24 protein-coding genes are annotated in these 24,467 nt (G+C 61.9%); 14 read left to right on the forward strand and 10 right to left on the reverse strand.

Annotated elements, in window-relative coordinates; genetic code table 11:
* Positions 1–33 precede the first annotated feature (33 nt).
* Entirely contained in the window at positions 34–804 is a 771-nt protein-coding gene (locus Q9290_RS16100; RefSeq protein WP_306080660.1) for an EAL domain-containing protein, read from the reverse strand.
* A 150-nt stretch (positions 805–954) separates the two neighbouring features.
* Between Q9290_RS16100 and Q9290_RS16105 the strand changes: the two genes are divergently transcribed.
* The 5 genes from Q9290_RS16105 (at position 955) to Q9290_RS16125 (ending at position 4,113) form a co-directional block, all read left to right on the forward strand.
* Positions 955–1,329, forward strand: coding sequence for a thiol-disulfide oxidoreductase DCC family protein (locus Q9290_RS16105; RefSeq protein WP_306080661.1), 375 nt, complete (start codon positions 955–957; stop codon positions 1,327–1,329).
* Between the two features lie 2 nt (positions 1,330–1,331).
* The gene (locus Q9290_RS16110; RefSeq protein WP_306080662.1) at positions 1,332–2,330 is read left to right on the forward strand and encodes an NAD(P)/FAD-dependent oxidoreductase; all 999 of its coding nucleotides are present in this window, start codon (positions 1,332–1,334) and stop codon (positions 2,328–2,330) included.
* 96 nt (positions 2,331–2,426) lie between these two features.
* The gene (locus Q9290_RS16115) at positions 2,427–2,840 is read left to right on the forward strand and encodes an arsenate reductase/protein-tyrosine-phosphatase family protein (RefSeq protein ID WP_306080663.1); all 414 of its coding nucleotides are present in this window, start codon (positions 2,427–2,429) and stop codon (positions 2,838–2,840) included.
* Positions 2,834–3,184, forward strand: a complete 351-nt coding sequence (locus Q9290_RS16120) for a metalloregulator ArsR/SmtB family transcription factor (RefSeq protein WP_306080664.1) — start codon at positions 2,834–2,836, stop codon at positions 3,182–3,184. Before Q9290_RS16115 ends, Q9290_RS16120 begins: the two co-directional genes overlap by 7 nt.
* A gap of 77 nt (positions 3,185–3,261) precedes the next feature.
* On the forward strand, positions 3,262–4,113 hold the full coding sequence (locus tag Q9290_RS16125) for a putative metalloprotease CJM1_0395 family protein (RefSeq protein ID WP_306080665.1): 852 nt from the start codon (positions 3,262–3,264) through the stop codon (positions 4,111–4,113).
* Between the two features lie 2 nt (positions 4,114–4,115).
* Here the strand turns inward: Q9290_RS16125 and Q9290_RS16130 are convergent, their stop codons facing one another.
* A complete protein-coding gene (locus Q9290_RS16130) occupies positions 4,116–5,537 on the reverse strand; it encodes an aminotransferase-like domain-containing protein (protein ID WP_306080666.1) in 1,422 nt (473 codons plus the stop codon).
* 124 nt (positions 5,538–5,661) lie between these two features.
* Here Q9290_RS16130 and Q9290_RS16135 point away from each other — a divergent pair, with 124 nt between their 5' ends.
* The 4 genes from Q9290_RS16135 to Q9290_RS16150 all read left to right on the forward strand — a co-directional run bounded on the left by Q9290_RS16135 (position 5,662) and on the right by Q9290_RS16150 (position 8,906).
* Complete coding sequence (locus Q9290_RS16135; RefSeq protein WP_306080667.1) at positions 5,662–6,549, forward strand: DMT family transporter; 888 nt, start codon at positions 5,662–5,664, stop codon at positions 6,547–6,549.
* A gap of 51 nt (positions 6,550–6,600) precedes the next feature.
* Positions 6,601–7,098: a M48 family metallopeptidase gene (locus tag Q9290_RS16140; protein WP_306080668.1), complete on the forward strand. Its 498-nt coding sequence runs from the start codon at positions 6,601–6,603 to the stop codon at positions 7,096–7,098.
* Positions 7,099–7,294: 196 nt separating this feature from the next.
* Entirely contained in the window at positions 7,295–7,855 is a 561-nt protein-coding gene (locus Q9290_RS16145) for a c-type cytochrome (protein ID WP_306080669.1), read from the forward strand.
* Position 7,856: 1 nt separating this feature from the next.
* Positions 7,857–8,906, forward strand: coding sequence for a c-type cytochrome (locus Q9290_RS16150; protein ID WP_306080670.1), 1,050 nt, complete (start codon positions 7,857–7,859; stop codon positions 8,904–8,906).
* Positions 8,907–8,957: 51 nt separating this feature from the next.
* On the opposite strand, the gene Q9290_RS16155 is transcribed toward Q9290_RS16150, so the two are convergent.
* On the reverse strand, positions 8,958–10,250 hold the full coding sequence (locus Q9290_RS16155; protein ID WP_306080671.1) for a mechanosensitive ion channel family protein: 1,293 nt from the start codon (positions 10,248–10,250) through the stop codon (positions 8,958–8,960).
* 57 nt (positions 10,251–10,307) lie between these two features.
* Positions 10,308–10,985, reverse strand: a complete 678-nt coding sequence (locus tag Q9290_RS16160) for a glutathione S-transferase (protein WP_306080672.1) — start codon at positions 10,983–10,985, stop codon at positions 10,308–10,310.
* A 152-nt stretch (positions 10,986–11,137) separates the two neighbouring features.
* Here Q9290_RS16160 and Q9290_RS16165 point away from each other — a divergent pair, with 152 nt between their 5' ends.
* Positions 11,138–12,601 carry a DUF3360 family protein gene (locus tag Q9290_RS16165; RefSeq protein ID WP_306080673.1) on the forward strand — a complete coding sequence of 488 codons (1,464 nt, stop codon included), beginning with the start codon at positions 11,138–11,140 and terminating at the stop codon, positions 12,599–12,601.
* A 122-nt stretch (positions 12,602–12,723) separates the two neighbouring features.
* Here the strand turns inward: Q9290_RS16165 and sbcC are convergent, their stop codons facing one another.
* Together sbcC and sbcD are read right to left on the reverse strand one after the other, a co-directional pair.
* Entirely contained in the window at positions 12,724–16,122 is a 3,399-nt protein-coding gene (sbcC, locus tag Q9290_RS16170; protein ID WP_306080674.1) for an exonuclease subunit SbcC, read from the reverse strand.
* The gene (gene sbcD / locus Q9290_RS16175) at positions 16,119–17,336 is read right to left on the reverse strand and encodes an exonuclease subunit SbcD (protein ID WP_306080675.1); all 1,218 of its coding nucleotides are present in this window, start codon (positions 17,334–17,336) and stop codon (positions 16,119–16,121) included. The genes sbcC and sbcD overlap by 4 nt, the downstream gene beginning before the upstream one ends.
* A gap of 125 nt (positions 17,337–17,461) precedes the next feature.
* Between sbcD and Q9290_RS16180 the strand changes: the two genes are divergently transcribed.
* Positions 17,462–18,358, forward strand: a complete 897-nt coding sequence (locus tag Q9290_RS16180; RefSeq protein ID WP_306080676.1) for a DMT family transporter — start codon at positions 17,462–17,464, stop codon at positions 18,356–18,358.
* A 10-nt stretch (positions 18,359–18,368) separates the two neighbouring features.
* On the opposite strand, the gene Q9290_RS16185 is transcribed toward Q9290_RS16180, so the two are convergent.
* Both Q9290_RS16185 and Q9290_RS16190 read right to left on the reverse strand, forming a co-directional pair.
* Positions 18,369–18,989, reverse strand: a complete 621-nt coding sequence (locus Q9290_RS16185; RefSeq protein WP_306080677.1) for a glutathione S-transferase family protein — start codon at positions 18,987–18,989, stop codon at positions 18,369–18,371.
* A gap of 149 nt (positions 18,990–19,138) precedes the next feature.
* Complete coding sequence (locus tag Q9290_RS16190; protein WP_306080678.1) at positions 19,139–19,660, reverse strand: MarR family winged helix-turn-helix transcriptional regulator; 522 nt, start codon at positions 19,658–19,660, stop codon at positions 19,139–19,141.
* A 161-nt stretch (positions 19,661–19,821) separates the two neighbouring features.
* On the opposite strand from Q9290_RS16190, the gene Q9290_RS16195 reads away from it, so the two are divergent.
* Positions 19,822–20,283: a c-type cytochrome gene (locus Q9290_RS16195; RefSeq protein WP_306080679.1), complete on the forward strand. Its 462-nt coding sequence runs from the start codon at positions 19,822–19,824 to the stop codon at positions 20,281–20,283.
* 83 nt (positions 20,284–20,366) lie between these two features.
* On the opposite strand, the gene rep is transcribed toward Q9290_RS16195, so the two are convergent.
* Complete coding sequence (gene rep / locus Q9290_RS16200; protein ID WP_306080680.1) at positions 20,367–22,385, reverse strand: DNA helicase Rep; 2,019 nt, start codon at positions 22,383–22,385, stop codon at positions 20,367–20,369.
* Positions 22,386–22,506: 121 nt separating this feature from the next.
* Between rep and Q9290_RS16205 the strand changes: the two genes are divergently transcribed.
* Positions 22,507–23,721, forward strand: a complete 1,215-nt coding sequence (locus tag Q9290_RS16205) for an aminotransferase class V-fold PLP-dependent enzyme (protein WP_306080681.1) — start codon at positions 22,507–22,509, stop codon at positions 23,719–23,721.
* A complete protein-coding gene (csdE, locus tag Q9290_RS16210) occupies positions 23,721–24,143 on the forward strand; it encodes a cysteine desulfurase sulfur acceptor subunit CsdE (protein WP_306080682.1) in 423 nt (140 codons plus the stop codon). The genes Q9290_RS16205 and csdE overlap by 1 nt, the downstream gene beginning before the upstream one ends.
* Before the next feature lie 22 nt (positions 24,144–24,165).
* Here the strand turns inward: csdE and Q9290_RS16215 are convergent.
* A partial coding sequence (locus tag Q9290_RS16215; RefSeq protein ID WP_306080683.1) for a hypothetical protein occupies positions 24,166–24,467 on the reverse strand: 302 nt, incomplete at its 5' end.

Genomic DNA, 24,467 nt, shown 5'->3' on the forward strand with positions numbered 1-24,467 from the left:
GGTTCTGTCCATGGTTACCTTCCAACAGCCGGCTCAGTCCCATCCCGTGATTTGCGCCGGCCCCAGCAGTTCTTCCAGCATGGGCCGGGCAAACAGATAACCCTGCAAATAGCGCACACCGGCGTTAATCAGGTAGTCCCGCTCTTCCACCGTTTCTATGCCTTCGGCCAGCACCAGGGCACCCAGCTCTTCGCACACCCGCTGCACCTCAGCCAGTTGTTGCTGCCTGACCGAGTCCTGATGAATATCGCGCACCATGCCCATATCGAGCTTAACGATGGCGGGCCTCAGGCTGTACAGCCATTCCGGGCTGGTGAAGCCGGCGCCGTAGTCGTCGATGGCGGTATAAAAACCGTAGCGGGCGTAGGACTCAAAAATGCGCTTGAGCTTTTGCTGGCTGACGATGCGCTCGCCTTCGGTAACCTCGAAAATAATCTTGTTGAGGTCAAAGCCGTACAGCTCGGAAGCCTCTATGGTGGCGCGAATGCAGGTGTCGGGGTTGTAAATGGCGTTGGGCAGAAAATTAATGCTGAGCAGATGGTCGCAACCCAGGCGGGCGGCGGTTTCAATGGCTTTTACCCGGCACATCTGGTCGAAGTAATACTTGTTGCCCTCGTTGATGCGTTCAAACACCCAACCAGCACCCTGCCCTTGCGGGCCGCGCACCAGCGCCTCGTAGGCAAAAATGTCTTTCTGCTGCCAGTCGATGATGGGCTGAAACGCCATTCGAATATCAAACCCCAGGGAATGGCCGCTCAGACAGTCCATGCAGGTTTGCCGCTTGATCCGTATCGGAATATCCATACTCACCCTGTTATGACCGTCGAAAAGTACTCATTGTAATCCTGAGTGCGATGAAAAACGCGGCTCAGGGTTGAAAAAACACTGAAAGAAAAGAAGGTCGGCTTCGGTCTCAAAAAAATTCTAACCGCTCACTTCACAGGAAGCGTCACCATGCTGACCGTGTTTTACGATGGCCGCTGCGGCCTGTGCGACCGGGAAATTGCCTTTTATCGCCGCCACGCCCGGCCGGACTCGGTGCGCTGGCTCAATATCTGGGAGCACCCCACGGAGCTGGCCGCCGCCGGCCTGACCCCGGCGCGCTGTGTGCAGGAGCTGCACCTGCTGGATGAACAGCAGCAAGTACACACCGGGGTAAATGCCTTTGTGCTGCTGTGGCAGACGGTTCCCCGGCTGGTCTGGCTGGCCCGCCTTGCCCAAATAGCGCCGGTGCGCTGGCTGCTGACCCTGGGTTACCGGTTGTTTTTGTGCTGGTACCGCCGCCAGCCCCATGTTCAACAATGCACAATAAACTCAAAGCAAGGATAACAATGAAACCAAGCATCGCCATTATCGGCGCCGGTCTGGCCGGCCTGACCCTGGCCCGGGAGCTGAGTGAGCACGCCGACATCACCCTGTTTGAAAAGGCCCGGGGGCTGGGCGGACGCATGTCCACCCGCCGCCGCGAACAGCACCGCTGGGATCATGGCGCTCAGTTTTTTACCGCCCGTTCCCGGGCTTTTAAAACCCTGCTGAGACCCTTTATCGACAGCGGTGCCGTGGTGGAATGGCAGCCCAATATCACCACCCTGAACCCGGAGCAGGCCCCCTACAAGCGGCCCTGGTTCGAACCTCACTATGTGGCCGCGCCCGGCATGAACGGCCTGCTCAAGGCCATAAGCCCCGGCCTGAACATTGCGCTGCAAACCCGGGTGGAAACTCTGGAGCAACACCAGGGAAAATGGCAGCTGTTTGATGACAAGCATGAGCCGCTGGGCGAGTTTGACTGGGTCATCAGCTCGGCGCCGCTGCCACAAACCGAGGAGCTGATGCCGTTTGAAGCCAGCACCTGGGCCGGCTTTGGCATGCTGCCCTGCTATGCCCTGATGTTGAAGGTGGACGACCACGACCTGCCGGTGTGGGACGCCGCCCAGGTGAACGACTCACCCCTGCGCTGGATTGCCTTCAATCATCGCCTGCCCGGGCGCAATCGGGAACTGGGTGCCGTGGTGGCCCACAGCACCGCCAACTGGGCCGCGGCTCACCTGGAAGACGATCAGGAGCAGGTCACCCACATCCTGACCGAGCACTTCTGCGCCCTGACCGGGGTCGCCCCCGAGGCGGTGCAGGAGGCGCAACTGCACCGCTGGCGCTACGCCCTGGCCACCGAGGTGGAAAACGATCCTTTGGGTCATGAACCTCAGGGTTATGTACTGGATAGCGAACGCAAACTCGCCGCCTGTGGCGACTGGTGCCTTGGCGGGCGGGTGGAAGCGGCCTTTACCAGCGCACACCGGCTGGCAGTGCAACTGAAGCAACAGGGGCTCTGACTCAGGGCTCAAAATATGACAGCGCCGTGACAGCAGCGTTGACATGCAAAAGTCCGTATATAAGATGAGCGCATTCATCAGGAAACAGACTTTGCCATGACTTCCGTGCTTTTTGTCTGCCACAGCAATGGCGTGTGCTCCCCCATCGCCGAGGCGCTGCTCAATCACCTGGCGGCCGACCGTTACCGGGTCATGAGTGCCGGCGTGCAGCCCACCCAAACGGACACCAACGCCCTGGCCGCCCTGCACAAGCTGGGGGTCAATACCGACGGCCTGAGCTGCAAGGGGCTCGAGGCCGTGGACGGCGAGTATTTTGATATTGTCATCAGCCTGTGCGAACAGGCCGAGCCTGCTGCTCAGGGAGTGCCGGCAGCACGCCACATGGCCTGGCATTTTGATGACACACCCTGCTGCACTCAGGCCAACGCCACCAAGGTGGCTCAGGAAATTTACGAGCGCATCAAGCTGCTGGTGCTGGTGCAGGACCGGCAGGAAAAAAGCCTGTGGTAAGCTCACCCCTGCCTCTGTTCAAGGCCCTGGCCGACGACACCCGGCTGCAGCTGGTGCTGCTGATCATGGCTGAGAGCGAAGTGTGCGTGTGCGAAATGACTCACGCCCTGAATGAAACCCAACCCAAGATTTCCCGCCACCTGGCACTGCTGCGCCAGGCCGGCCTGCTGGCCGACCGCCGCGAAGGCCAGTGGGTGTATTACCGCATTTCTCCCACTCTGAGCGAGGCCGCGCACACCCTGCTGCGCCACACTCAGTACCACTATCAGGACTATATAACTCCGGCCCTGACCCGGCTGGCTCAAATGGGCAACCGCCCCGAGCGCCAGCGGCTGTGTTGCTGACCGCACGCGCGCCCTTTCCTGTTTGGCCAAAATGATGAATAATCAAACAATTCATTCAAGTCTTTGGTGAGGCGCTCATGAACATCGACAACCGGCTCAACGATCCGATTTTCACGCCGGCGCCGCTGGCCGGCAGCCAGCCGCGCCAGGACAACAATAAGCTGGAGCGGGTGGCCCCCGCCGAGCAGGCTGACGCCTTTGCCGGCCGGGATGAACGCCGGGAGCGCGGCAGCGATGACGTGGCGTTGTACGATGCCCGTGGCCAAAAAACCGCTGACAACAGCGGTACCGCAAAGGCCGAGGACGAGCCCGCCGAGGCCACCGAAGACAATCCTCAAGCCGCCGAAGAATCCTCACGCCCCAGCAAACCGTCCGGCGAGCCCATGAGCGAAGAGGAAGTGCTGGAGCTGAACGATCTCAAACTGCGGGATCAGGAAGTACGTACCCATGAGCAGCAGCATGCCGCCGTGGGTGGCCAGCATGCAGGCTCGCCCAGTTATGAGTATGAAACCGGCCCCGACGGCAAGCAGTACGCGGTGGAAGGCTCGGTACAGGTGGACATGTCGCCGGTGCCGGGCGACCCGGAAGCCACCATCGACAAGATGCAGCAGGTCAAGGCCGCGGCACTGGCCCCGGCAGAACCCTCTCAGGCCGACCGCAGCGCCGCTGCTCAGGCCGAACAGCTGATTGCCGAGGCCCGAAGCGAGCTCAGGGAGCAACAGAACGAGCCGGCTACCGGCGACAAACCCGGGGCCCGCCCCGACGACACCGGCGAGGACAAGACCACCACACCGACTGCCAACACCGCCGAACCTGCCGGCCCGGCACCGAACAACAGTGCTCAAATGCAGCAGCGTAACGAGGTGATCGCCGGCGTGTATGGCCACTCCGCCGAGCGCCAGGCCCGGGCGCTGATCGGCCTGGCCTGAGTTCAGTCGCTCACTTCATTCATCAATCGTTCCAGCCGGGGCCAGAGCGCCTCCGGACAATGGGCCGGGTTGATGCGCATGTAGCTGTCGGCATCGGGCTGATGACTGAAATAGCGTCCCGGCGCCAGCAAAATGCCTTCTTCCGCCGCCCGCCGGCTGAGCCCCGAGGCGCTGAGCCCGTCGGGCAGCCTTAACCAGCCGAAAAAGCCCCCCGTCGGCCGGTGCATCACCTCAAACCCCAGAGATTCAAAGCGCGTCAGCGTGGGCTCGCGCACCTCGTCGAGTCGTCGGTGCAGTTGTTCCACATGACGACGATACCGCCCGCCGGTGAGCAGCCGGTACATGATGGTTTCGGTCGAGGGCGGGGTCGACATGCCGGTGATCAGCTTGATGTCGGTGAGTTCGGCGATCAACGCCGGACTGGCCACCAGAAACCCCACCCGCAGATCCGCCGACAGGGTTTTCGACAGGCTGCCCAGGTACACCAGCCGGTCGAACCCCGCCAGACTGGCGTAGCGCAGGCTTTGCTGTACGTCGAAGTCGGCGTAGATATCATCTTCCAGCAGCCAGCAACGGCGCTCCGTCAGCAGGCTGAGCACCCGGTGCGCCCGGCTGCGGCTGACACTGGCGCCGAGCGGGTTGCTCAGCACCGAGTTGGTCAGGTAGAGCACCGGTTTGTGCTGCTCCAGCGCCAGTCGCAGCGCCGCCAGCCCGGGGCCGTCTCCGTCCCGGGGCAGCGCCACCGGCACGGCGCCGTGCAGCCGGATCAAGGCCTGAAAGTTATAGAAGCCGGGATCGTCCACCAACACCCGGTCGCCCGGGCGTACCAGCGCCCGCATCACCAGATCCAGCCCGTGGGACGCACTGGAGGTCATCAGGATCTGGGCCGGATCGGCGGGAATATCGAGCCGCTCCAGGCGCAACCCCAACTGCCGGCGCAAGGCCGGGTGGCCCTGAGCGCTGCCATATTCGGTGAGCGGTGCCGGCTGACGGGCCAGCTCTCGCAATGCCGAACGAATATCGCCGTCTCCCAGCCAGTCGGCGGGCAGGCAGCCATTACCGGGCTTGAGGGAAAAGCGCTCGGTATCCATCACCCGGCGCAACAAAATCACTTCCTGGGCCATGGCGCTGGCGGAGGCATCCACTTCCAGTGCCAGCCGGCGGGTTTGCGTGCTGCGCGCCACATACACACCGCTGCCCTGACGACTGACCACCAGGCCGGCGGCGGCCAGCCGCTCGTAGGCGTCGGCCACGGTAAACCGGCTGACACCCAGCCGTTCTGCCAGCTGACGAATGGACGGCAGTTTTTCACCGGGTTTCCAGCGGCCCTCGCCCACGGCCTGAGTGGCACAGCGCACCAGTTGCTCTACAAAAGGCTCGGTACTGGCCTTGTCAAAGGCCCAGTCGGCGGCAGAAATTGTCATGGCCATATCACCTGCACACTTGGGTCAATACCGGACAAAGTGTCCTGATTGTCTGGTAGTAAAGCGACTATGATGATCAAACTCAAGCGCTTCCTTACTCCATTGTTGTGATCAGGATATTGTCATGAACCAGGCCCAAACACTGTCCTCTCCGGCCCCTCAGCCCCTGCTCGGCATGGCGCTGGGCGTGCTGGCCGTGATGCTGTTTTCCGCCGGCCTGCCCGCCACCCGGGTCTCGGTGGAGGCGGGCATGTCGGGGCTGTTTACCGGGGCTGGCCGTGCCGCCCTGGGTGCGCTCTTTGCCACCATATTGTTGCTGGCAACCCGCCAGCGCCTGCCCGCGCCACGCCAGTGGGTCCGCTTGAGCGTGGTGGCGCTGGGGGTGGTGTTTGGCTATCCCCTGCTGTCGTCGGTGGCGCTGGAAACCGTGTCGGCCACCCACAGCGTACTGGTGACCGCCCTGCTGCCCCTGTGCACCGCCCTGTTCGGCGCCTGTTTACATCGCCACCGCCCGCGGGCGGGGTTCTGGCTGTGCGCCGTGGCCGGCACTGCCCTGGTGCTGTTTTACGCCGGCCGCCAGGCCGAGGGGCAATGGCACCTGGCGGATCTGTGGTTGTTGCTGTCCTGTGTGCTGTGCGGGCTGGGGTATGCCGAAGGCGCCCGACTGGCCAGGGAGCTGGGCAGCTGGCAGGTGATCTGCTGGGCGCTGGTGCTGTCGCTGCCGTTGCTGCTGCCCATTGTCTGGGTCAGCTGGCCACAGACCGAGGTGGCCCTGTCGGGCTGGCTGAGCATGCTTTACCTGAGCTCGGTCAGCATGTTTATCGGCTTTTTCTTCTGGTATCGGGGGCTGGCCATTGGCGGCGTGACCCTGGTGAGCCAGACCCAGTTGCTGCAGCCCTTTGGCGCGCTCTGGCTGGCGGCGCTGCTGCTGGGTGAGCCGGTATCGGCCCAGGCCATATGGATCTGCCTTGGGGTGGTGGCCTGCGTGGCCCTGGGGCGGCGCTACGCCTGACGCCCGCTTTCACCTTATAATGGGGCTCACGACAACCTGCGGAGAGCCCCGTTGAACACTCCCAATTATCTGGCCGGCTATCCGGACACCCTGCAGCAACAGGCCGCCGAACTGCTTGCCAACGGCCGGCTGGGCCTGTATCTGGAACGCAAATATCCCGCCAGCCATGCGGTGCAGAACGACAAGGCGCTGTACGACTTCGTGAGCGAGCTGAAAAGCCGCTATATGAAAAAGGCGGCGCCGCTTAGCCAGGTGCGCTACGACAGCAAACTCAATGTGGTGAAACAGGCGCTGGGCCTGCACACCTACCGGGCCCACCTGCAGGGCAGCAAACTCAAAACCCGCAACAGCATTGCCGTGGCCGCCCTGTTTCGTGACGGGCCGCCGGAATTTCTGCGCATGATAGTGGTTCATGAACTGGCCCATTTTCGGGAAAAGGAGCACAACAAGGCTTTTTATCAGCTTTGCTGTCATATGGAGCCCGGCTATCACCAACTGGAGCTGGACACCCGGCTGTGGCTGCTGTGGCGGGATCACCACACAGCCTGAACACCTCGCTTCAAGCACTCACTTTTTCTTTTAAAAACAATAAAGAACCCGTTGTTTATGTGGGAAATACGTATACTCGCCCCGCGCCGCGGGTTCTAGAATTAGCCCTGATAAATATCACTCCACATCGGGGATAATAACAGTGACCAGAACCATACTACTGAGTGCTTTACTGGGAGCCGGTGCCGCCCCTGCAATGGCAGAGATGCCAGCCCAGGCTGCCACCTGTATCAGTTGCCATCAGGCCTCGGGCCTCGGCATGGCCAACGTGGCGCCTTCCATTGCCGGCATGCCGGCTTCCTACCTGGCCGCACAACTGCGCCACTTTCAGAATGGTGAGCGCAACAATGCCATCATGAAACCCATGGCCATGATGCTGGATGACACCGGCATTGAAGCGGTAAGCCAGTGGTTTGCCGGCCTGCCGGTGAGCCTGCCTGAAGATCCCGCATTCCGGGGCGAAAAGCCCGCACCACAAAGCATGGCCGCCGGCGAAAAGCTGGCCTATCAGGGAGACTGGCAGCGGGGCATTCCGAGCTGTGTGTCCTGCCATGGCCCCGAAGGCGTGGGTGTGGGTAAGGTCTTTCCCCACCTGGCCGGCCAGCATGCCGACTACATTGAAAGTCAGCTCAAGGCCTGGCAAAGCGGCGGCCGCGCCACCGATCCCAACGGCCTTATGGCTCCCGTGGCCAAAAAACTGACCGCGGAAGACATCACCGCCGTTGCCAGCTATTTCGCCAGCCTGGGAGGCCAGTAACATGAACCGAATTTCAGCCATTATGCTGGGCCTGTCGCTGGCCAACATCACCGCGGCTCACGCCGTAGACACCGCCAAGCTGGCCATTCAGGAAGAGCTGCCGGTGGGCAAGGCCGCCGGCGACTACCCCGCGCCGCCAGGCTGGGACAAACTGCCCGAGGGCGAGTTTGGTGAAAAGGTGGTACGCGGCTACAACTATTTCGTCAACACTCAGTCGCTGTCGCCGGAATTCGTGGGCAACGGCCTGAACTGTGTGAACTGCCACATGGACGGCGGCAAAAAGGAAAACGCCGCCCCGCTGTGGGCTGCCTACATGAGCTACCCGGCCTATCGCAAAAAGAACGACCGCATCAACAGCTATGAAGAGCGAATTCAGGGCTGCTTCCTCTATTCCATGAACGGCACGCCCCCGGAGCACATGAACCCGGTGCTGGTGGACCTGTCCGCCTACGCCTACTGGCTGGCTCAGGGCACCCTCACCGGCGAACAGTTCGATCCGGCCAGCATGACCATTCCGAGCGACGAAGACCTGCTCAAGGGCGGCAAACGCGACGATTTCCCCTTTACGCAGGCCTATCTGGCCACGGGCGGCAGCGCCGAACTCAAAACCCCGGGCCGGGGCTACCCCAAACTCTCGGAGCCGGAACAGGCCCCCGATATTGCCCGGGGAAAACAGGTGTATGAACAGGAATGCGCGGTGTGCCACGGCGCCAATGGCGAAGGTCAGAAGGTCAACGACCGTTATGTGTTCCCGCCACTATGGGGCCCGGATACCTACAACTGGGGCGCCGGCATGCAGCGGGTGAACACCGCCGCCTACTTTATTCACCAGAACATGCCCCTGGGTCAGCCGGAAAAACTCACCGAGCAGCAGGCCTGGGATGTAGCCATGTTCCTCGACACCCACGAGCGCCCGCAGGACCCGCGCAACCAGGGCTCACTGGAAGACACTACCGAGAAGTTCCACGGTGGCTTCAGCCAGTACGGCAAGGAAGTGAACGGCAGCGTGCTGGGCACCGCCAGCTACCCCAACCATCCCAACAAGCCGTAATTACCGCACTTAGCACTTAGCAAAAGGCCGGGCATTCCCCGGCCTTTTTGGTTACACCACCTGTCTGAACGAGGCCGGATTCGGGCTTCCTCCCGCCAGCATGCGCAGATCAAAGCCGGTGGGGCTTTGGTGCACGCGCAGGTCGAATTCGGGCAGCACGGCAAAGACGTGATCGAAGATGTCGGCCTGTATGCCTTCGTACTCCACCCAACTGGTGGTGTTGGTAAAGGCGTAGATCTCGATGGGAATGCCTTCGTTACCGGACTCCAGCTGGCGCACCATCAGGGTCATTTGCTGGTGAATGTGCGGGTGCTGGTGCAGCATCACCGCCAGGTAGGCCCTGAAGGTGCCCAGGTTGGTAAGGCGGCGACCGTTGACCAGTGAGCTCATGTCGGCCGACTGTTCAATGTTGTAGCGTTGAATGTCCTGCAGCTTGTCATTGAGGTAGCCGCCGAGCAGACAGGATTTCTGCAGTCGCTGAATGTCGGCTTCGTCGAGAAAGCGCACGCTGGCGGCGTCAATCTGCAGGCTGCGCTTGATGCGCCGGCCACCGGACTCGCTCATGCCCCGCCAGTTTTTAAAGGAGTCGGAGATCAGCGCATGGGTGGGAATGGTGGTAATGGTGTGATCCCAGTTCTGCACCTTGACCGTGGTGAGGCCGATGTCGATCACTTCACCGTCGGCGCCATAGCGGCCCATTTCCAGCCAGTCGCCTACCGCCAGCATATCGTTGGCGGACAGCTGAATACCTGCCACCAGGCCAAGAATGGGGTCCTTGAACACCAGCATCAGTACCGCCGTCATGGCGCCCAGGCCACTCAGCAGAATCACCGGCGACTTGCCGATCAGGGTCGAGACGATCAGCAAGCCGATAAAAATGCTGGCAATGAGTTTGACGCTCTGAAAAATACCCCGCAACGGAAATGCCCGCATGGCCGGACGCTGACGAAAGATATCGAGCACGGCATCGAGCAGGGAATAGAGCGACAGCAGGGCAAAGAGCAGTATCCACAGGTTGGCGGCGGTCTGAATTGAAGGCTGCAACAGGGTGCCCTCTTTCAACCAGAGACCGGCCTGCATATAAATGATGATGCCCTGCAGGGTCAGCGCCAGCCGGCCAAACAGCTTGCGCTCAAAAAAGGCCCGCCGCCAGATGCGCCGGGCGCCACGGGCCCGGCCTTCCACCCAGCGCAGCACCACCCGGTGCAGCACAAAGTGAATGGCGAGAGACATCACCACGATCAGCGTCAGCACTATGCCGGTATAAGCCAGCTTGGCAAACTGTGGAACATAGGTGTTGAGCCAGGGCATCAGCCAGCCTTCCAGATCCTTGACCTCGTTCATTCTCTTAACCCGTGTTGTTGATATGAGCGTTCATGCTACCGGCTGCATGCTGCCCCATCAATTGGCCGGACCATAACGGTAGTCACCGCCGGCCTTGAGTGCCTTGCGATAGGCCGGCCTGGCCTGCAATGCATCCACGTAGGCCCGCAACCGGGGAAAGCTGTCGGCAAGCTCGGGGCTATGCATGGCGGCCTCCAGGGGAAAACTCATCTGAATATCGGCGGCGGTAAAGCGGTCACCGATGATCCACTCGTGGCAGGCCAGGTGATCGGCAACGAAGTTGAGGTGGGTCTGGATCTGCTCATTAAGAAAGGCCTGGTTCACGCCCGCCACAATTTTGCCCACCAGGGGGCGCACAAAAAACGGCATGGGCGCCTGTTTGACCCGCTCAAACACGAAGCGCATCAGCAGCGGCGGCATCAGCGAGCCCTCGGCATAGTGCAGCCAGTATACATAATCCCACCAGGTGTCGGTATCACGGGCGGGCAGCAGGGTGGCGGCGCCGTAACGCTGGGCCAGATAGTCGATAATGGCGCCCGACTCGGCCAGGGTGAGCTTGCCGTCGGTGATCACCGGCGACTTGCCCAGCCCATGTACTTTTTTCAGGCTGCCGGGCGCCAGCCCGGTGTCGGCATCGCGCCGGTAACGCACCAGCTCGTAGTCCAGCTCCAGCTCTTCCAGCAGCCACACAATGCGCTGGGCGCGGGAATGTTCCAGATAATGCAGGGTGATCATTCGCGACTCCTTGTGAACAAAGGCCCGTTTGGTACCGACCCTAAATGTAACAAAAATGTTTTAAGACTTATGTCCAATGGTGACAGCCATTAACAGGCCTTAGGATGACAGACGCTTAAACAGGGAAAGTATTATTCATCGAGGAGATGACCATGTCTGATGCACCATCCCAGACCTACCGCTCGCAACGCAAGCCCCGCAGTGACTTCGACAGCCGGGCTGCCTACCTTGAGCACGAATTGTCCATCATGTCGCCCCGCCGCTGGGGGATCAACCTGCCGTTTCGCGACTACAGCTTTGAGCTGGAAGATTTTGTGCCGGCACTGGCAGCAACCATCGGCAAAATCGTCATGGTCGCCGCCGTGGTGGCCGCCTTTGCCGGGCCGCTGGGCCTGAGCGACGCCTTTGTAGTGGAAAACGTTCGCTTTGAAATGCTTATCGCGGCGCTGCTGTTCGTGATTTTGTTCTCGGGTTTTGTCAACCCCAACGCCAACCTGGCCGGTACTCATGGCCCCATGATTCCGCTGATCCCGCTGATTGTGGCGTCTGGCGGTCACCCGTTGGCACTGGGGTTAATGGTGGGGATGCTGGGGCTGCTGCTCAGTATCAGCAAGGGCGGCAGCAAGCTGATGGCGCTTACCAGTGACGGGGTGCGCGGCGGCCTGCTGATTTACCTGGGTGCCATGGGGCTGCTCAGCCAGATCAAGGCGCTCACCGCCTGGGCCAACGGCCTGGAGATGGGCCACATCGCTTTTGTGGTGATCCTGGCCACCATCATCATGTATGCCCTGCTGGCCCGGCTGGAGATGCGCTGGCTGTCGATTCCACTCGGCTCCGGCATCGCCTTTCTCATCGCCATCGCCCTGGGCGCCCCCTTTGAGTTCGTGACCGAGCCCGGCATGCCGCACCTGAGCCCGTCCTACTGGTGGGGCGAGAACACCGGCTGGCAGATGGGCTGGCCCGAGTTCCATCACTTTATCAGCGTGGCTCCCTTCGCCGTGCTGGCAGTGGCCATGTGGTCCCCCGACTTTATGGGTCACCGGGTGTTCCAGGAGCTGAACTACCCGAAGAAGGCCACCAAGGTGCTGATGAACGTGGACGACACCATGTCAGTGGCGTCAGTACGCCAGGCCGTGGGCAGCGTACTGGGTGGTGGTAACCTGGCGTCTTCCTGGGGTACCTACATGATCCCCGCCGCCATCGCCAAGCGTCCCATTCCCGCCGGCGCCGTGCTCACCGGTGTGCTCTGTGTGGTGGCCGCGCTCTGGGGTTACCCCATGGATCTGGCGGTATGGGCGCCGGTACTGCGGGTAGCACTGATTGTGGGTGTGTTCATGCCGCTGCTGGAAGCCGGCATGCAGATGACCCGTAACACCACCAGCAGCCAGTCGGCCGGTATCGTGGTATTCGCTTCCGCCTTTGTTAACCCGGTGTTCGGCTGGTCCATGACCATGCTGCTCGACAACCTGGGCCTGATTGGCGACAAGGAGCGGGGCAAGAAACTGCGCCTGATGGACCGCTGGGTGATTCCGGGCATCACCTTTGTCATTCTGCTGGCCATCATGGCTGCCGTGGGCATGCTGCCGGGCATTCCGGCACTGATCACCGGCGAATAAGCGCCAGCGTGATACCAAAAGCCGGAGCAGTGCTCCGGCTTTTTTATTGCCTTCTGGTAAGGATGGAGGAGCAAGGAAACCCACAGACACTTCCCCGGCTTTTTCTCCTCATTCCGGTCCCCTCACCCCTTACCGTTAAACGCAAATTCCGGTGCCAGCCGGCTGAGGCCCAGGCCCTGGCCCTTGCTCAGTTTTATCTGTACCGGCACCCGCTCCTTCAGCGCCTCGATATGGCTGATCACGCCGATCATCTTGCCGCTGGCATTAAGCGCATCCAGCGCATCCAGCGCCACTTCCAGGGTGTCGGCGTCCAGGGTGCCAAAGCCCTCGTCCAGAAACAGCGAATCGATGCGGGTCTTGCTGCTCACCAGATCCGACAGCGCCAGCGCCAGCGCCAGGCTCACCAGAAAGCTTTCGCCCCCCGACAGGGTTTGCGTATCCCGGGTCACGTCCGCCTGCCAGGTGTCGATTACCGCCAGCTCCAGCTCGGCACTCTTGTTGCGGGCCAGCCGGTAGCGGCCGTGCAGCCGCTCCAGCCGGCGATTGGCCAGGTACACCAGATGCTCCAGGGTCAGGCCCTGGGCAAAACGACGGTAACGGGCGCCATCGGCAGAGCCAATCAGGCTGTTGAGCTGCTCCCAGCGCTGCAGCTGGCAGCGGGCCTGCTCAATCTCGTGCAGCAGTGCCTGCTGCCGGCTGCGCTGGGCGGCGTCGTGCTCCAGCCGCTCGTCCAGCCGGCCCAGTTGCTGCTGCCGGGCATTATATGCCTGTTGCTGCACAGCTTCTCGCTGTTGCAAGGCTTCAAGGGGCTCAGGGGCAGTGTCACCCAGTTGCTGCCAGGCCTGCTCGGCCTGAGCCAGCCGGTCGCCAGCCAGTGCCAGCGCCTGCTGCAGCGCCTGCAGCCGTGTTTGCAGCTGCCGGCGCTCATCATCGGGCAACAGCGCCGCCAGAAAGGCGGCGTCGTCGGCAAAGGGACTGGCGGCCAGGGCCTGTTGCCAGCCGCTGCGCGCCTCGGCCAGCTCTCGTTCCTGTTCGGCCTGCTGCCGGCGTTCCTGCTCCAGTACGGCGCTCTGGCGCTGCAGCTCGTCGTTCAGTGAAGCAAGCCGGGTTTCCGCCTCGTTGGCTGCCGCCAGAGGATCGGCGGCCGTTACCGGCTCGCCATCGGCCAGACCCAGCCCTCGCCAGCGCTCCTGCCAGCGCCGGGCCAGACTGGCCGCCTCGCTGAGATCGGTGGCCAGTTGCTGGCGCGCTTCCTTCAGCTTGCCGGCGGCTTGCTGCTGTTGCTGCCAGTGTTGCCATTGCTGCTCGGTGTGCTGTAACCAGGTTGGCCAGTGTTCGGGCCTGTGGCCAACGCTGGCCGTCAGTCCCTGCTCCAGCTCATCGCGCTGGTGCTCAATCTCCTGCAGCTCGTCGCTCAGCTGTTGTACCTGTTGTTGCAGCGTGTGGCCTTGCTGGGCCAGCAACTGCTGCCGGTGTTTGAGCTCGCCGGCCTGATGGGTTGTCGCCTGGAAGGCCTGCTCTGCCTGGTTCAGGGCGGTCCTGGCAAGGTCGAGCTGTTCGCTCTGTTGTTCCAGCCGGGCCAGCTGCTGCCGGCGCTCGTCGACTTGTTCCGTCCAGCCGGCCGCGGAGAGCTCCAGCTCCTGCAGTATGCTGTGGTGCTCGGCGGTCTGGCGGGCAATGGCGTTGCCGAGGTCGTGCAAACGCCGGTTTAGCTGCTCCAGTGCGGCCTTGCGCTCCGCCTGCCGCGTACCCAGCGTCTGCCCCTGCTGCTCGGTGGCATCCAGCTCGACCTGTTTTTGCTGCAGTTCGGTCGCGGTGCGGTTATCCAGGTGGCGATAATCTTCTATGGCCGGATGAGACTCGCTGCCACAGAGGGGGCAGGCCTCGCCGGGCTGCAACTGCGCCCTGTGCTGTTCCAGTGAGCGAATGACTTTTTCCTGCTCCAGCAACCGGGTCTTGTCGCGCACCTGCTCCTTGAGGGAGCGGTAATGCTCGCGCACCTGGGCCAGTTGCTGCTCACCCTGCTGCCATTCGGGCTCAAGCCGGGCCAGCGTTTGCTGCTCCTGCTGCTGTTCACGCTGCAACTCCTGCAGCCGCTCGGCCCCCTGTTGCAGCGCCAGCCATTGCGGCTGCTGGCCGCGCAACTGCTGCAGCCGGGCTTTCAGCACCGGCTCGCTGTCATTCCCCAGCACCTGTGCCAGCGCCTGTTGCTGTTGCCGGAAGAGCGTATCGGCGTGCCGTCTTTCCTGCTCCGCCGCCTGCTGTTGCTGCACCAGTGCTTGCTGGTCACGCTCAAGCCGCTGTTGCTCTGCGCGGTGTTGCTGCTGCCGGGAGCCTGCCTTGCCGGCCTGCTGCTGCAGCCGGTTCAGCTGCTCTACACTGGCCCGCCAGCCGGCCAGTTGCTCGCCCAGCCGTTCACCGGCGGCATTGGCGGCCATGGCATCGGCCAGTTGATGCAGTTGCTGCTCCAGTTCCTGATCCCGGGTCAGCAGGGCCTGATGATGCTGATGGCTGAACGACAGCCCCTGCCAGCAGTCCTGATTGCGCTCTGCAGTCAGGCGGCTCAGCCCGGCTTCACGCGCGATTATCTGGCGGTTCAGCGCCTGCAGTGAGGTTTCTTGCTGCTGCCGTTGCTGCCAGTGCGGCTGCAGCCGGGCCGCCGGCTCGCTTTGCTCGAGTTTGCGCTGCTCGGGGGCCGCCTCGTTCAGCGCCGCCTGCGCTCGTTGGTGTGCCTGGCTTGCCTGAGCCAGCTGCTGCTCGCACCGATCCCACTGCTGCCGGTGCTGCAACGCGGCCCGGGCTTGCTGCAGCATCTGCTGGCCTTCGGCCTGCTCACGGGCCACCTCTTCGCGCTGCTGCTCAATGGCCTGGCGCTCTTCTTCATTCAGCAGGGCCATGCCCTGCAACTGCGCTTCCTGCCGGGCCAGCGCCTGCTTGTGGTCCCGGGTCTGCTCAAACACCCGCTGGGAAATGCGCGCGTAAATGTCGGTGCCGGTCAGCTCTTCCAGCAGTTCGGCGCGCTCATTGGCATCGGCATGCAAAAAGGCGGCAAAGCCCCCCTGAGCCAGCATCATGGACTTGGTGAAACGGCCGAAGTCGAGGCCGGTGAGCTCTTCGGTTTGCTTGAGCTTGTCGTTGATTCTGTCGGTAAGGATTTCGCCATCCCGCCTGGCCAGCTCCACCCGGGGGGCCTGCAGCTTGCCGTTGGCCTTGCCCCGGGCCCGGCGCTGGCTCCAGAAGGCACGATAACCTTCACCTTTGACCTCAAATTCCACTTCCGCCAGGCAGTCGGCGGTGTGCCGGGTCATCAGCTCGTTGCTGCCGGCGGACACGGTTTTCATGCGCGGGGTCTGGTGATAGAGCGCCAGGCAGATGGCATCGAGCAGAGTGGTTTTGCCGGCGCCGGTGGGGCCGGTAATGGCAAACAGGCCGTTGTCGGCAAAGGGCGACTGGGTAAAGTCGATTTTCCACTCGCCCTGCAGGGAGTTGAGGTTTTTCAGCCGCAGGCTCAGTATTTTCATGCTTGCTCCTTCAAGTCTGCCACTATGCGGGCATAAAGGCCGTTGAGCTCGGCATGTTCGTCCGGCGCCAGCTCCTCGGCGGCCAGCCGCCGTTCAAACACCTGCTCAGGCGTCAGCTCGCTCAGGGTTTCCTTCTGCTCGGCCACCAGGGTGGCACTGCGTTCGTGCCGGCCCCGGCGTACCAGCAGCACCTCCACGTTCAGTCCCTCGCACAGGGCCTGCACTCTGGGCTGCAGATCGCTCAGGTAATCGTCTTCGGTGACCGTGACTTCCAGCCACACCGGGCGCTCGGCCGTGCTCATGGCCGCCGCCTCGGGCAAGCGGTGTTCCAGCTCTGCCAGACTGCCGGTGACCCGCGCCAGGGGCTGAAACACCGGTACCGGCACCGGTGTAACCTCTTGCAGGCCGGACGGGGTCAGCTCTACCAGCAGCACTTCCTTTTGCTGGCCGGTTTCATCAAACCCCAGCGCCAGCGGCGAGCCGCTGTAACGAATATGCTCACATCCGCCCACCTTTTGCGGCCGGTGAATGTGCCCGAGGGCAATGTAGTCAGCGGCGGGAAAGGCGCTGGCAGGAAAGGCCTCCAGGGTGCCGATGTAAATTTCCCGCACCGAGTCGCTGCTGCTGGCTCCCACGGTAGTGAGGTGGCCGGTGGCCACGATAGGCAGCTCACCGCCCAGCGCAGCGCAGCGATCCTGTGCCCGCTCGAACAAATCCTGATAGTGCCCGGCAATAGCCTGTTGCAGGGCCCGGCCCTTGTCATCGGCGCTGTCGCCGGCGCGGCTTTCCAGCAGATCCCGCGGGCGCAGAAAGGGAATGGCACAGAGCACCGCCGAAGGCTCGCCGGCCCGGTTGGCAAGAGTAATCAGTTGCTGCTCCGGCTCGGCCAGCGCACCGGGGATCACTTGCACATTCAGCGCACCCAGCAGGGCCCGGGATTCGTTGAGCATGGCTACCGAGTCGTGATTGCCGCCCAGCAGCACCAGGCTGGCACCGGTGCGGCTCATGGCCACCACAAAGTTGTGGTAAAGCTCGCGGGCATAGCTGGGGGGGGTGCCGGTATCAAAAATATCTCCGGCCACCAGCACGGCATCGATCTGGTGATGCTCTACCTGCGCCACCAGCCAGTCGAGAAAGGCGGCGTGCTCAATGATCCGGGTTTTGCCCATGAAATGCTGGCCCAGGTGCCAGTCGGAGGTGTGCAGAATGCGCATGCAGGCCCTTGTGTGCGAACGGGTTGACCGGCTATTAAACCCCCTCGGCGGCGGCGGTGCAATTGGCCTTGGCCTGACCGCAAAACTTGCTAGACTCACGCCTTTCCTTCTTTGCTTGTTGCCACATGCCGTTTTCCTACGATTTTCTCGCCCTGGCCGCCGCCGCCTGCTGGGCCATCTCCAGTTTGCTCTCGGCCAGCGCCGCCCGCCACCTGGGCGCCTTTGCCTATTCCCGCTGGCGCATGTTTTGCGTCAGCCTCATGCTGTGGGCCGCGGCCCTGGTCACCGGCGGCTGGGCCAGTCTGGATTCACCGGCCCTGGGAGTGATGGCGGCGTCGGGGCTGATTGGCATTTTTATCGGTGACACCGCCCTCTATGCCGCCATGAACCGGCTGGGGCCGCGCCGGGCCAGTGTGCTGTTTGCCACTCATGCGTTGTTTTCGGTGGTGCTGGGCTTTGCCCTGTTTGATGAGCGCATTGGTGGCCGGGCCCTGGCCGGCGGCGTGCTGCTGGTAGGCGGCGTGATGACCGCCATCTTCTTTGGCAAACGCGGAAGCGAAACCCATGCCTGGGAGCAGGATAACGGCAGTCCCTGGCCGGGCATCGCGCTTGGGCTGGTGTCGGCCCTGTGCCAGTCGGTGGCGACCCTGATGGTCAAACCCACCATGGAGGGCAATGTGGATCCGGTGGCAGCCTCGGCGGTGCGCATGACCATGGCCTTTGCGGCACACCTGGCACTGCTGTGGGCCGGGCTGGCGGTGGCCAGACCCTTGCAACGCATTAACTGGCCGGTGTTCGGCATGGTGGCGCTGAACGCCTTTCTGGCCATGGGCGTGGGCATGACACTGATTTTGCTGGCGCTGCGTTATGGTGAGGTGGGCATGGTGGCCATGCTGAGCTCGGTTAGCCCGGTGCTGGTGCTGCCGCTGCTGTGGTTGATTATGAAACGGCGTCCGGCCGGTGGCGCCTGGCTAGGCGCCCTGGCCACCGTGATTGGCACGGCGTTGATTGTGACACGCTAGGTGCCGGGTATCAGAGACTGAGTCCTTCTTCGCCGAGGGCCCGGCGCACACCCGCGTCTTCCTTCATGTCCTGAAAGTGACGGGCCAGGTGCGGATAAGGTGTCAGCCCCTGAGGCAGCACCTGCGTGGCCCAGTATTCATAGGCAAAGGCACAGGCATCGACAATGCTTCGGTGCTCGTCCATATACCAGGTGCGGCTGGCGAGATGGTTGTCCATGCGTTGCAGAAAGGGCGTCACGCGGGCGGGCACAGCCGCCTTGATGGCATCGTGAGCGGCAAAGCTGCGATCCGAGGTGTATTTCTGGGGAGCGAAAAACGGCACAAAGGCGTTATAGACATCGGCATTGAGAAAGCTCAGCCAGTAATCGCACTGATATTGCAGCACGGGATCGGTCCCTGGCCCCAGATGCTCGCCATCTGGCAATCGGGCCAGATAACGCAAAATGGCACTGTTCTGGTAGAGGGCCCCCATGTCGTCGGTCATCAGCACCGGTACCGCGGCCATGTAATTAATCTTGAGAAACTCCGGGTCCCGCGTATCGGCCAGCTCCAGCTCAAACGGGGATTCCAGCCAGCACAGCACTATGTGCGGCGCCAGCGAACAGGCGCCGGGCTTGTAATACAGCTTCATCGAATAACACCTCCTTGATTCGGCAAAATGCCGCGGCGGCACTGACATCGCCGCCGCGAACTTACTCCAAGTATTGGCAGGGAATGAAAAATTGGCGACGCTTCAAAAAGAAATGTCGCCAATCGAGTACCAAAAAGGTGAGGTATGCCTCAGTCTTCCACCGTCAGCAGCATTTTCTTTAACAGGGCGGCAAATTGTTGCTGCTCTTCGTCGGAGAGGGCGCCGGCCAGCTCGGCCTCGGCGGCCAGGTGGTTTTTAACCGCCTCTTCCACCACGCTGAAACCGGCGTCGGTGAGGGTTACGATCACGCCGCGGCGGTCGTGATCCGCCTGAGCCCGGGTGACCAGACCCCGGCTTTCGAGCCGGTTGATGCGGTTGGTGAGCGCGCCGGAAGAGATCAGCACCATGCTCTGCAGCTGGTTGGGAGACAACTGAAAGCCGGGCGGGTGCCGGCGCAGGGCGGCCAGTACGTCGAACTCGCCCACATTGAGATCGAAACGGGCCAGATCCTGCAATACCCGGCGGGTAATGAAGTATTCCAGCCGCACCACCCGGCCAATAACTTCGGTACTGTCAAAATTCAGATCGGGGCGGGCCCGCTGCCACAGGGTCACGATGCGATCAATCTGATCCATGATGGCGTCGGTAGATTGCGTGTGGTTGTCGTTCATTGTTCTTGGTTCTTCCTGGAAGCCATTTTGATATCAAGACAATCTACATCATAACATAAAGCCCATGTGCTAAACCCCGGTCCAATATCGGGATATTCGCCGCCCGGCGCATTTAATGACCACGATTCTTGGGGTATACTCGCCGAGTTTAACGGAAAATAATGAAAGCCAACTGGGAGAATGAAAAGGTGAGCCTGTTTAAAAACCTGTTGCTTGCCGGTGTTGCCGCTGCTTCGCTGAGTGGTATGGCCTACGCCGCCAATGATATGTCGCCTGAAGCCATTGCCGAGCGCACCAAGCCGGTGGGCAGCGTATACACCGCCGCCGATCTGGAAGGTATCATCGATACTGCCGCCGCCGGTGACAGCGGCGAGCCCGCCGAGCCCCGCAGCGGCGAAGCCGTCTACACTGCCGCCTGCTCCGCCTGCCACGGCACCGGTGCCGCCGGCGCCCCCATCAAGGGCGATGCCGATGCCTGGGGTCCGCGCGTCGCCAAGGGTCGCGATACCCTGCTGGATCACGCCCTGAACGGCTTTAACGGCATGCCGGCCCGTGGTGCCTGTGGCAACTGCTCCGATGAAGAGATTGCCAACGCCGTTGACTACATGATGAACGCCATCTGAGTAGCCTGCTCAGGCAGTGAAAAAAGCCGCAGCAATGCGGCTTTTTTATTGTCCGGTGCTCCTCACCCCTTACCCTTCACTGCTCATGATTTTTTATCAAACATGGCCCGCAGACTGGCCACGCCGGCCTGACCCTTTTGCATGCGCTCACCCTCGCTCTGGGGCTTGCGGTTGTGCTCCCAGTCCAGATCCTGCTGGGGCAGCTCCAGCAGAAAACGGCTGGGCTCGGGGCGAATGGTTTCGCCGTACTGGCGCCGCTCCCGGCACAGGGTAAAGGTGAGCGCCTGCTGGGCCCGGGTAATACCCACATAGGCCAGCCGCCGCTCTTCCTCGATATTGTCTTCGTCAATGCTGCTCTGATGGGGCAGCAGACCCTCTTCCATACCCACCATAAACACAAAGGGAAACTCCAGGCCCTTTGACGCGTGCAGGGTCATCAGCTGCACCTGTTCGCCGTCATCCTCGTCTTCGCCCCGCTCCATCATGTCGCGCAGGGTCAGACGGGTAACCACCTGAGGCAACGTCATGGCTTCTTCCAGATCCGAGCCTTCCAGCATCTGGCTGACCCACTTGAACAGGGTGGAGACATTCTGCATGCGCATCTCGGCGGCACGGGGGCTGGGCGAGCTTTCGTACAGCCATTCCTCGTAATGAATATCCTTGATCATGTCGCGCACCGCTTCCACCGCATTGCCCCGGGCAGCTTCGTCGCCGAGGCGCACCAGCCAGTCGCTGAAGGCGCGCACCGCTACCAGCCCTCTGCCGGTCAGGGTCTGCTCCAGCCCCAGCTCAAAGCTGGCGGCGAACAGGCTTTTGCCCCGACCGTTGGCATAGGTGCCGAGTTTTTCCAGGGTGGTGGGGCCAATTTCCCGCCGGGGCGTGTTCACCACCCGCAGAAAGGCGTTGTCGTCGTCCGGGTTCACCAGCAGCCGCAGGTAGGCCATGATGTCCTTGATTTCGGCGCGGGAGAAAAACGAGGTGCCGCCGCTGATCTTGTAGGGAATGCGGTTGGTCATCAGTGCCTTTTCCAGCAACCGGGACTGGTGGTTGCCCCGGTACAGAATGGCATATTCGCCGAACTTGCTGGCGTTCATGAACTTGTGGCCCATTATCTCGGCCACCACCCGCTCCGCCTCATGCTCTTCGCTCTTGGCAAACAGCACTCGTACCGAGGCCTCGTATTCCATTTCCGAGAACAGCTGCTTCTCGAACACATGGGGGTTGTTGGCGATCAGAATGTTGGCGCACTGCAGAATACGCCCCCGGGAGCGATAGTTCTGCTGCAATTTGATGACCTTGAGGCTGGGGTAATCTTCCTTCAGCAGCACCAGATTCTGGGGCCGGGCACCGCGCCAGGAGTAGATGGACTGATCGTCGTCCCCCACCACGGTAAAACGGGCACGCTCGCCGGCAATCAGCTTGACCAGCTCGTACTGGCTGGTGTTGGTGTCCTGATATTCGTCAACCAGCAGGTAGCGAATTTTGTTCTGCCACCAGGCCCGCACTTCGGCGTTGGTCTTGAGCAACAGGGTGGGCATCAGGATCAGATCGTCAAAATCCAGTGCGTTGTAGGCTTTCATGTGGCGCTGATAGCGCTCGTAGCACTGGGCAAACAGCACGGTTTCGGCGTCGGTGGCCAGGCGGGCGGCGCGGGGGGGGAGCACCAGATCGTTTTTCCAGTTGGAAATGGTACTCAGCAACCGGGAGATCTTTTCCTTGTCGCCGTCCAGCTCCTTTTCGGTCAGCTCTTTGATCAGCGCCAGCTGATCCTGATCGTCAAACAGGGAAAATCCCGCTTTCAGCCCCAGGGTCTTGTGCTCGCGGCGAATGATCTCCAGCCCCAGGGTATGAAAGGTGGACACCATCAGGCCGCGGGCTTCACGCTTGCCCAGGGTCTGGGCCACCCGCTCTTTCATTTCCCGCGCCGCCTTGTTGGTAAAGGTGACGGCGGCAATGTGCCGGGCGGAATAATCGCACTGGCGCACCAGGTAGGCGATCTTGTTGGTGATCACCCGGGTCTTGCCGGAGCCGGCGCCGGCCAGCACCAGGCAGGGTCCAGCAATGTAGCGTACGGCGTCGTCCTGGGCGGGGTTGAGTTTCATGGCGGCTCCTCGGCATTAAACGGTCGGTGATTTTAACGCCATGGCCGCTCCGGGTGAAGGGTGCCTTGTCATCGACCCGGCTTTGGCCCATGATCCTGACAGTTTTTTCTTATGGTTATGCATGATCGTGGATATTCGAGTACTCAGACGCGACTTCCCTACTCTGGCGCAAATCGTCAACGGCCACCCGCTGGTGTATCTCGACAACGCCGCCACCACCCAGAAACCGCAAGCCGTACTGGATGCGCTCAACCATTACTACCGGGATACCAACGCCAATGTGCACCGGGCTTCCCACGCCCTGAGCGGTCAGGCCACCCGTGCCTTTGAGCAGGCCCGGGAAAAAGTGGCGCGTTTCATTCATGCGTCCTCGCCCAACGAGATCATCTGGACTCGCGGCACCACGGAAGCCATTAACCTGGTGGCCTTCAGTGTTGGCCGGCATTTTCTGAACGCCGGTGACGAAATACTGGTATCCACCTCGGAGCACCACGCCAATATCGTGCCCTGGCAGCAGGTGGCGGCCGCCACCGGCGCCATACTGAAGGTCATTCCCCTTACCGACAGCGCCGAGCTGGACTTATCCGCCGCCGAGCAGCTGATTAACAAGCGCACCCGGCTGCTGGCCATCGGCCATGTCTCCAATGCCCTGGGGCAGCTGAATCCGGTGGCCGAGCTAATTGCCATGGCCAAGGCCGTGGGTGCCATCACCCTGATTGACGGTGCCCAGGCGGTGGGGCATTTTCCGGTGAATGTTCAGGCAATGGGCTGCGACTTTTACGCCTTTTCCGGCCACAAGATGTTTGCGCCCACCGGCATCGGTGTGCTGTATGGCCGCACCGAGTGGCTGGAGAAAATGCCGCCCTGGCAGACCGGCGGCGAGATGATAAAAACCGTGAGTTTCGAGCACACCAGTTTTGCCGCGCCGCCGTTCAAGTTCGAGGCGGGCACCCCCAACATTGCCGGTGCCATTGCCCTGGGGGCGGCGGTGGATTACCTGCAGGGCCTGGACAGAGCCGCACTACAGCGCCACGAACAGGCACTGCTGACACAGTTGCTGAATGGCCTGGCCGCCATGGACGACATTCGCGTCATTGGCCGGCCTCGGGCCGGGGCCGTGTCGTTTACCATGGACGAAGTACACCCGCAGGATCTGGCTACCCTGCTCGACATGCAGGGCATTGCCGTGCGCACCGGTCACCACTGCGCCATGCCGCTGATGCAGGCGCTGGGGCTGAAAAACGGCACGGTACGCGCCTCGCTTTCCTTTTATAACACCGCCGATGACGTGGCTACCCTGCTGGCCGGCATCGACAAGGCCCGGGAGCTGCTGTAATGACCCATCCCTTTGGTACCGAGATCACCGACGCCGAGGTTCGCGCCTTGCTCGCCGCCGCCCACGGCTGGGAGGCCCGCTATAAGCAGCTGATCAAACTGGCCAAGCAGTTGCCGCCTCTGGCAGAAGAAGAAAGAGTTGATGCCAACGCCATTCACGGCTGCGAAAGCCAGGCCTGGCTGCTGGCCGGGCTGGATGCACAGGGGCGCTGGCAGTTTCACTGCGACTCCGACGCCCGCATCGTCAAGGGGCTGATGGCGGTAGTACTGGCGGCCCTCAGCAACAAGACCGCCGCCGAGATCGCCGCTTTTGATATGGATGCCTACTTTGAAGAACTACAACTGCTCAACCACCTGAGCCCGTCCCGGGGCAACGGTTTAAGAGCGGTGGTGTCGGCGATTAAAGCCAAAGCCGGAAGCTGAACACTCTGCTCAGCAGCCAGCCTCAAAAAGGTTTGACGGAGCGTGCACTACTGTCGGCCAAAGCGCACTGCTTCTCCGGCACGCCATAAACCCACCCTTTGCCCTCCTCGGCACGCTCGGTGCTGACTGCCGTTATGCAGGCGACACCGATGCTACCCGAAGTAGCAGTGGGGATTGCCGTAGCCGACCATAAAATGCCATGGATGATGAGATGGACACCTCTTGTGTAACCGGCGTCGCGATGCGCCATATTTGGGTTGAGGCTCAAATATCCACAAAAGGTGTCCACTATGAACATTACGCTCATTGGTCTCGATTTGGCAA

Origin of the sequence: Oceanimonas aquatica (genome assembly GCF_030732065.1) — a bacterium.
GTDB lineage: Bacteria > Pseudomonadota > Gammaproteobacteria > Enterobacterales > Aeromonadaceae > Oceanimonas.

Excerpts from the sequence above, each read along its gene's own strand:
- Q9290_RS16100 (WP_306080660.1), bottom strand. The coding sequence starts at position 804 with ATGGATATTCCGATACGGATCAAGCGGCAAACCTGCATGGACTGTCTG.
- Q9290_RS16105 (WP_306080661.1), top strand. The coding sequence starts at position 955 with ATGCTGACCGTGTTTTACGATGGCCGCTGCGGCCTGTGCGACCGGGAA.
- Q9290_RS16110 (WP_306080662.1), top strand. The coding sequence starts at position 1,332 with ATGAAACCAAGCATCGCCATTATCGGCGCCGGTCTGGCCGGCCTGACC.
- Q9290_RS16115 (WP_306080663.1), top strand. The coding sequence starts at position 2,427 with ATGACTTCCGTGCTTTTTGTCTGCCACAGCAATGGCGTGTGCTCCCCC.
- Q9290_RS16125 (WP_306080665.1), top strand. The coding sequence starts at position 3,262 with ATGAACATCGACAACCGGCTCAACGATCCGATTTTCACGCCGGCGCCG.
- Q9290_RS16130 (WP_306080666.1), bottom strand. The coding sequence starts at position 5,537 with ATGACAATTTCTGCCGCCGACTGGGCCTTTGACAAGGCCAGTACCGAG.
- Q9290_RS16135 (WP_306080667.1), top strand. The coding sequence starts at position 5,662 with ATGAACCAGGCCCAAACACTGTCCTCTCCGGCCCCTCAGCCCCTGCTC.
- Q9290_RS16145 (WP_306080669.1), top strand. The coding sequence starts at position 7,295 with ATGGCAGAGATGCCAGCCCAGGCTGCCACCTGTATCAGTTGCCATCAG.
- Q9290_RS16150 (WP_306080670.1), top strand. The coding sequence starts at position 7,857 with ATGAACCGAATTTCAGCCATTATGCTGGGCCTGTCGCTGGCCAACATC.
- Q9290_RS16155 (WP_306080671.1), bottom strand. The coding sequence starts at position 10,250 with ATGAACGAGGTCAAGGATCTGGAAGGCTGGCTGATGCCCTGGCTCAAC.
- Q9290_RS16160 (WP_306080672.1), bottom strand. The coding sequence starts at position 10,985 with ATGATCACCCTGCATTATCTGGAACATTCCCGCGCCCAGCGCATTGTG.
- Q9290_RS16165 (WP_306080673.1), top strand. The coding sequence starts at position 11,138 with ATGTCTGATGCACCATCCCAGACCTACCGCTCGCAACGCAAGCCCCGC.
- sbcC (WP_306080674.1), bottom strand. The coding sequence starts at position 16,122 with ATGAAAATACTGAGCCTGCGGCTGAAAAACCTCAACTCCCTGCAGGGC.
- sbcD (WP_306080675.1), bottom strand. The coding sequence starts at position 17,336 with ATGCGCATTCTGCACACCTCCGACTGGCACCTGGGCCAGCATTTCATG.
- Q9290_RS16180 (WP_306080676.1), top strand. The coding sequence starts at position 17,462 with ATGCCGTTTTCCTACGATTTTCTCGCCCTGGCCGCCGCCGCCTGCTGG.
- Q9290_RS16185 (WP_306080677.1), bottom strand. The coding sequence starts at position 18,989 with ATGAAGCTGTATTACAAGCCCGGCGCCTGTTCGCTGGCGCCGCACATA.
- Q9290_RS16190 (WP_306080678.1), bottom strand. The coding sequence starts at position 19,660 with ATGAACGACAACCACACGCAATCTACCGACGCCATCATGGATCAGATT.
- Q9290_RS16195 (WP_306080679.1), top strand. The coding sequence starts at position 19,822 with ATGAAAGCCAACTGGGAGAATGAAAAGGTGAGCCTGTTTAAAAACCTG.
- rep (WP_306080680.1), bottom strand. The coding sequence starts at position 22,385 with ATGAAACTCAACCCCGCCCAGGACGACGCCGTACGCTACATTGCTGGA.
- Q9290_RS16205 (WP_306080681.1), top strand. The coding sequence starts at position 22,507 with ATGATCGTGGATATTCGAGTACTCAGACGCGACTTCCCTACTCTGGCG.
- csdE (WP_306080682.1), top strand. The coding sequence starts at position 23,721 with ATGACCCATCCCTTTGGTACCGAGATCACCGACGCCGAGGTTCGCGCC.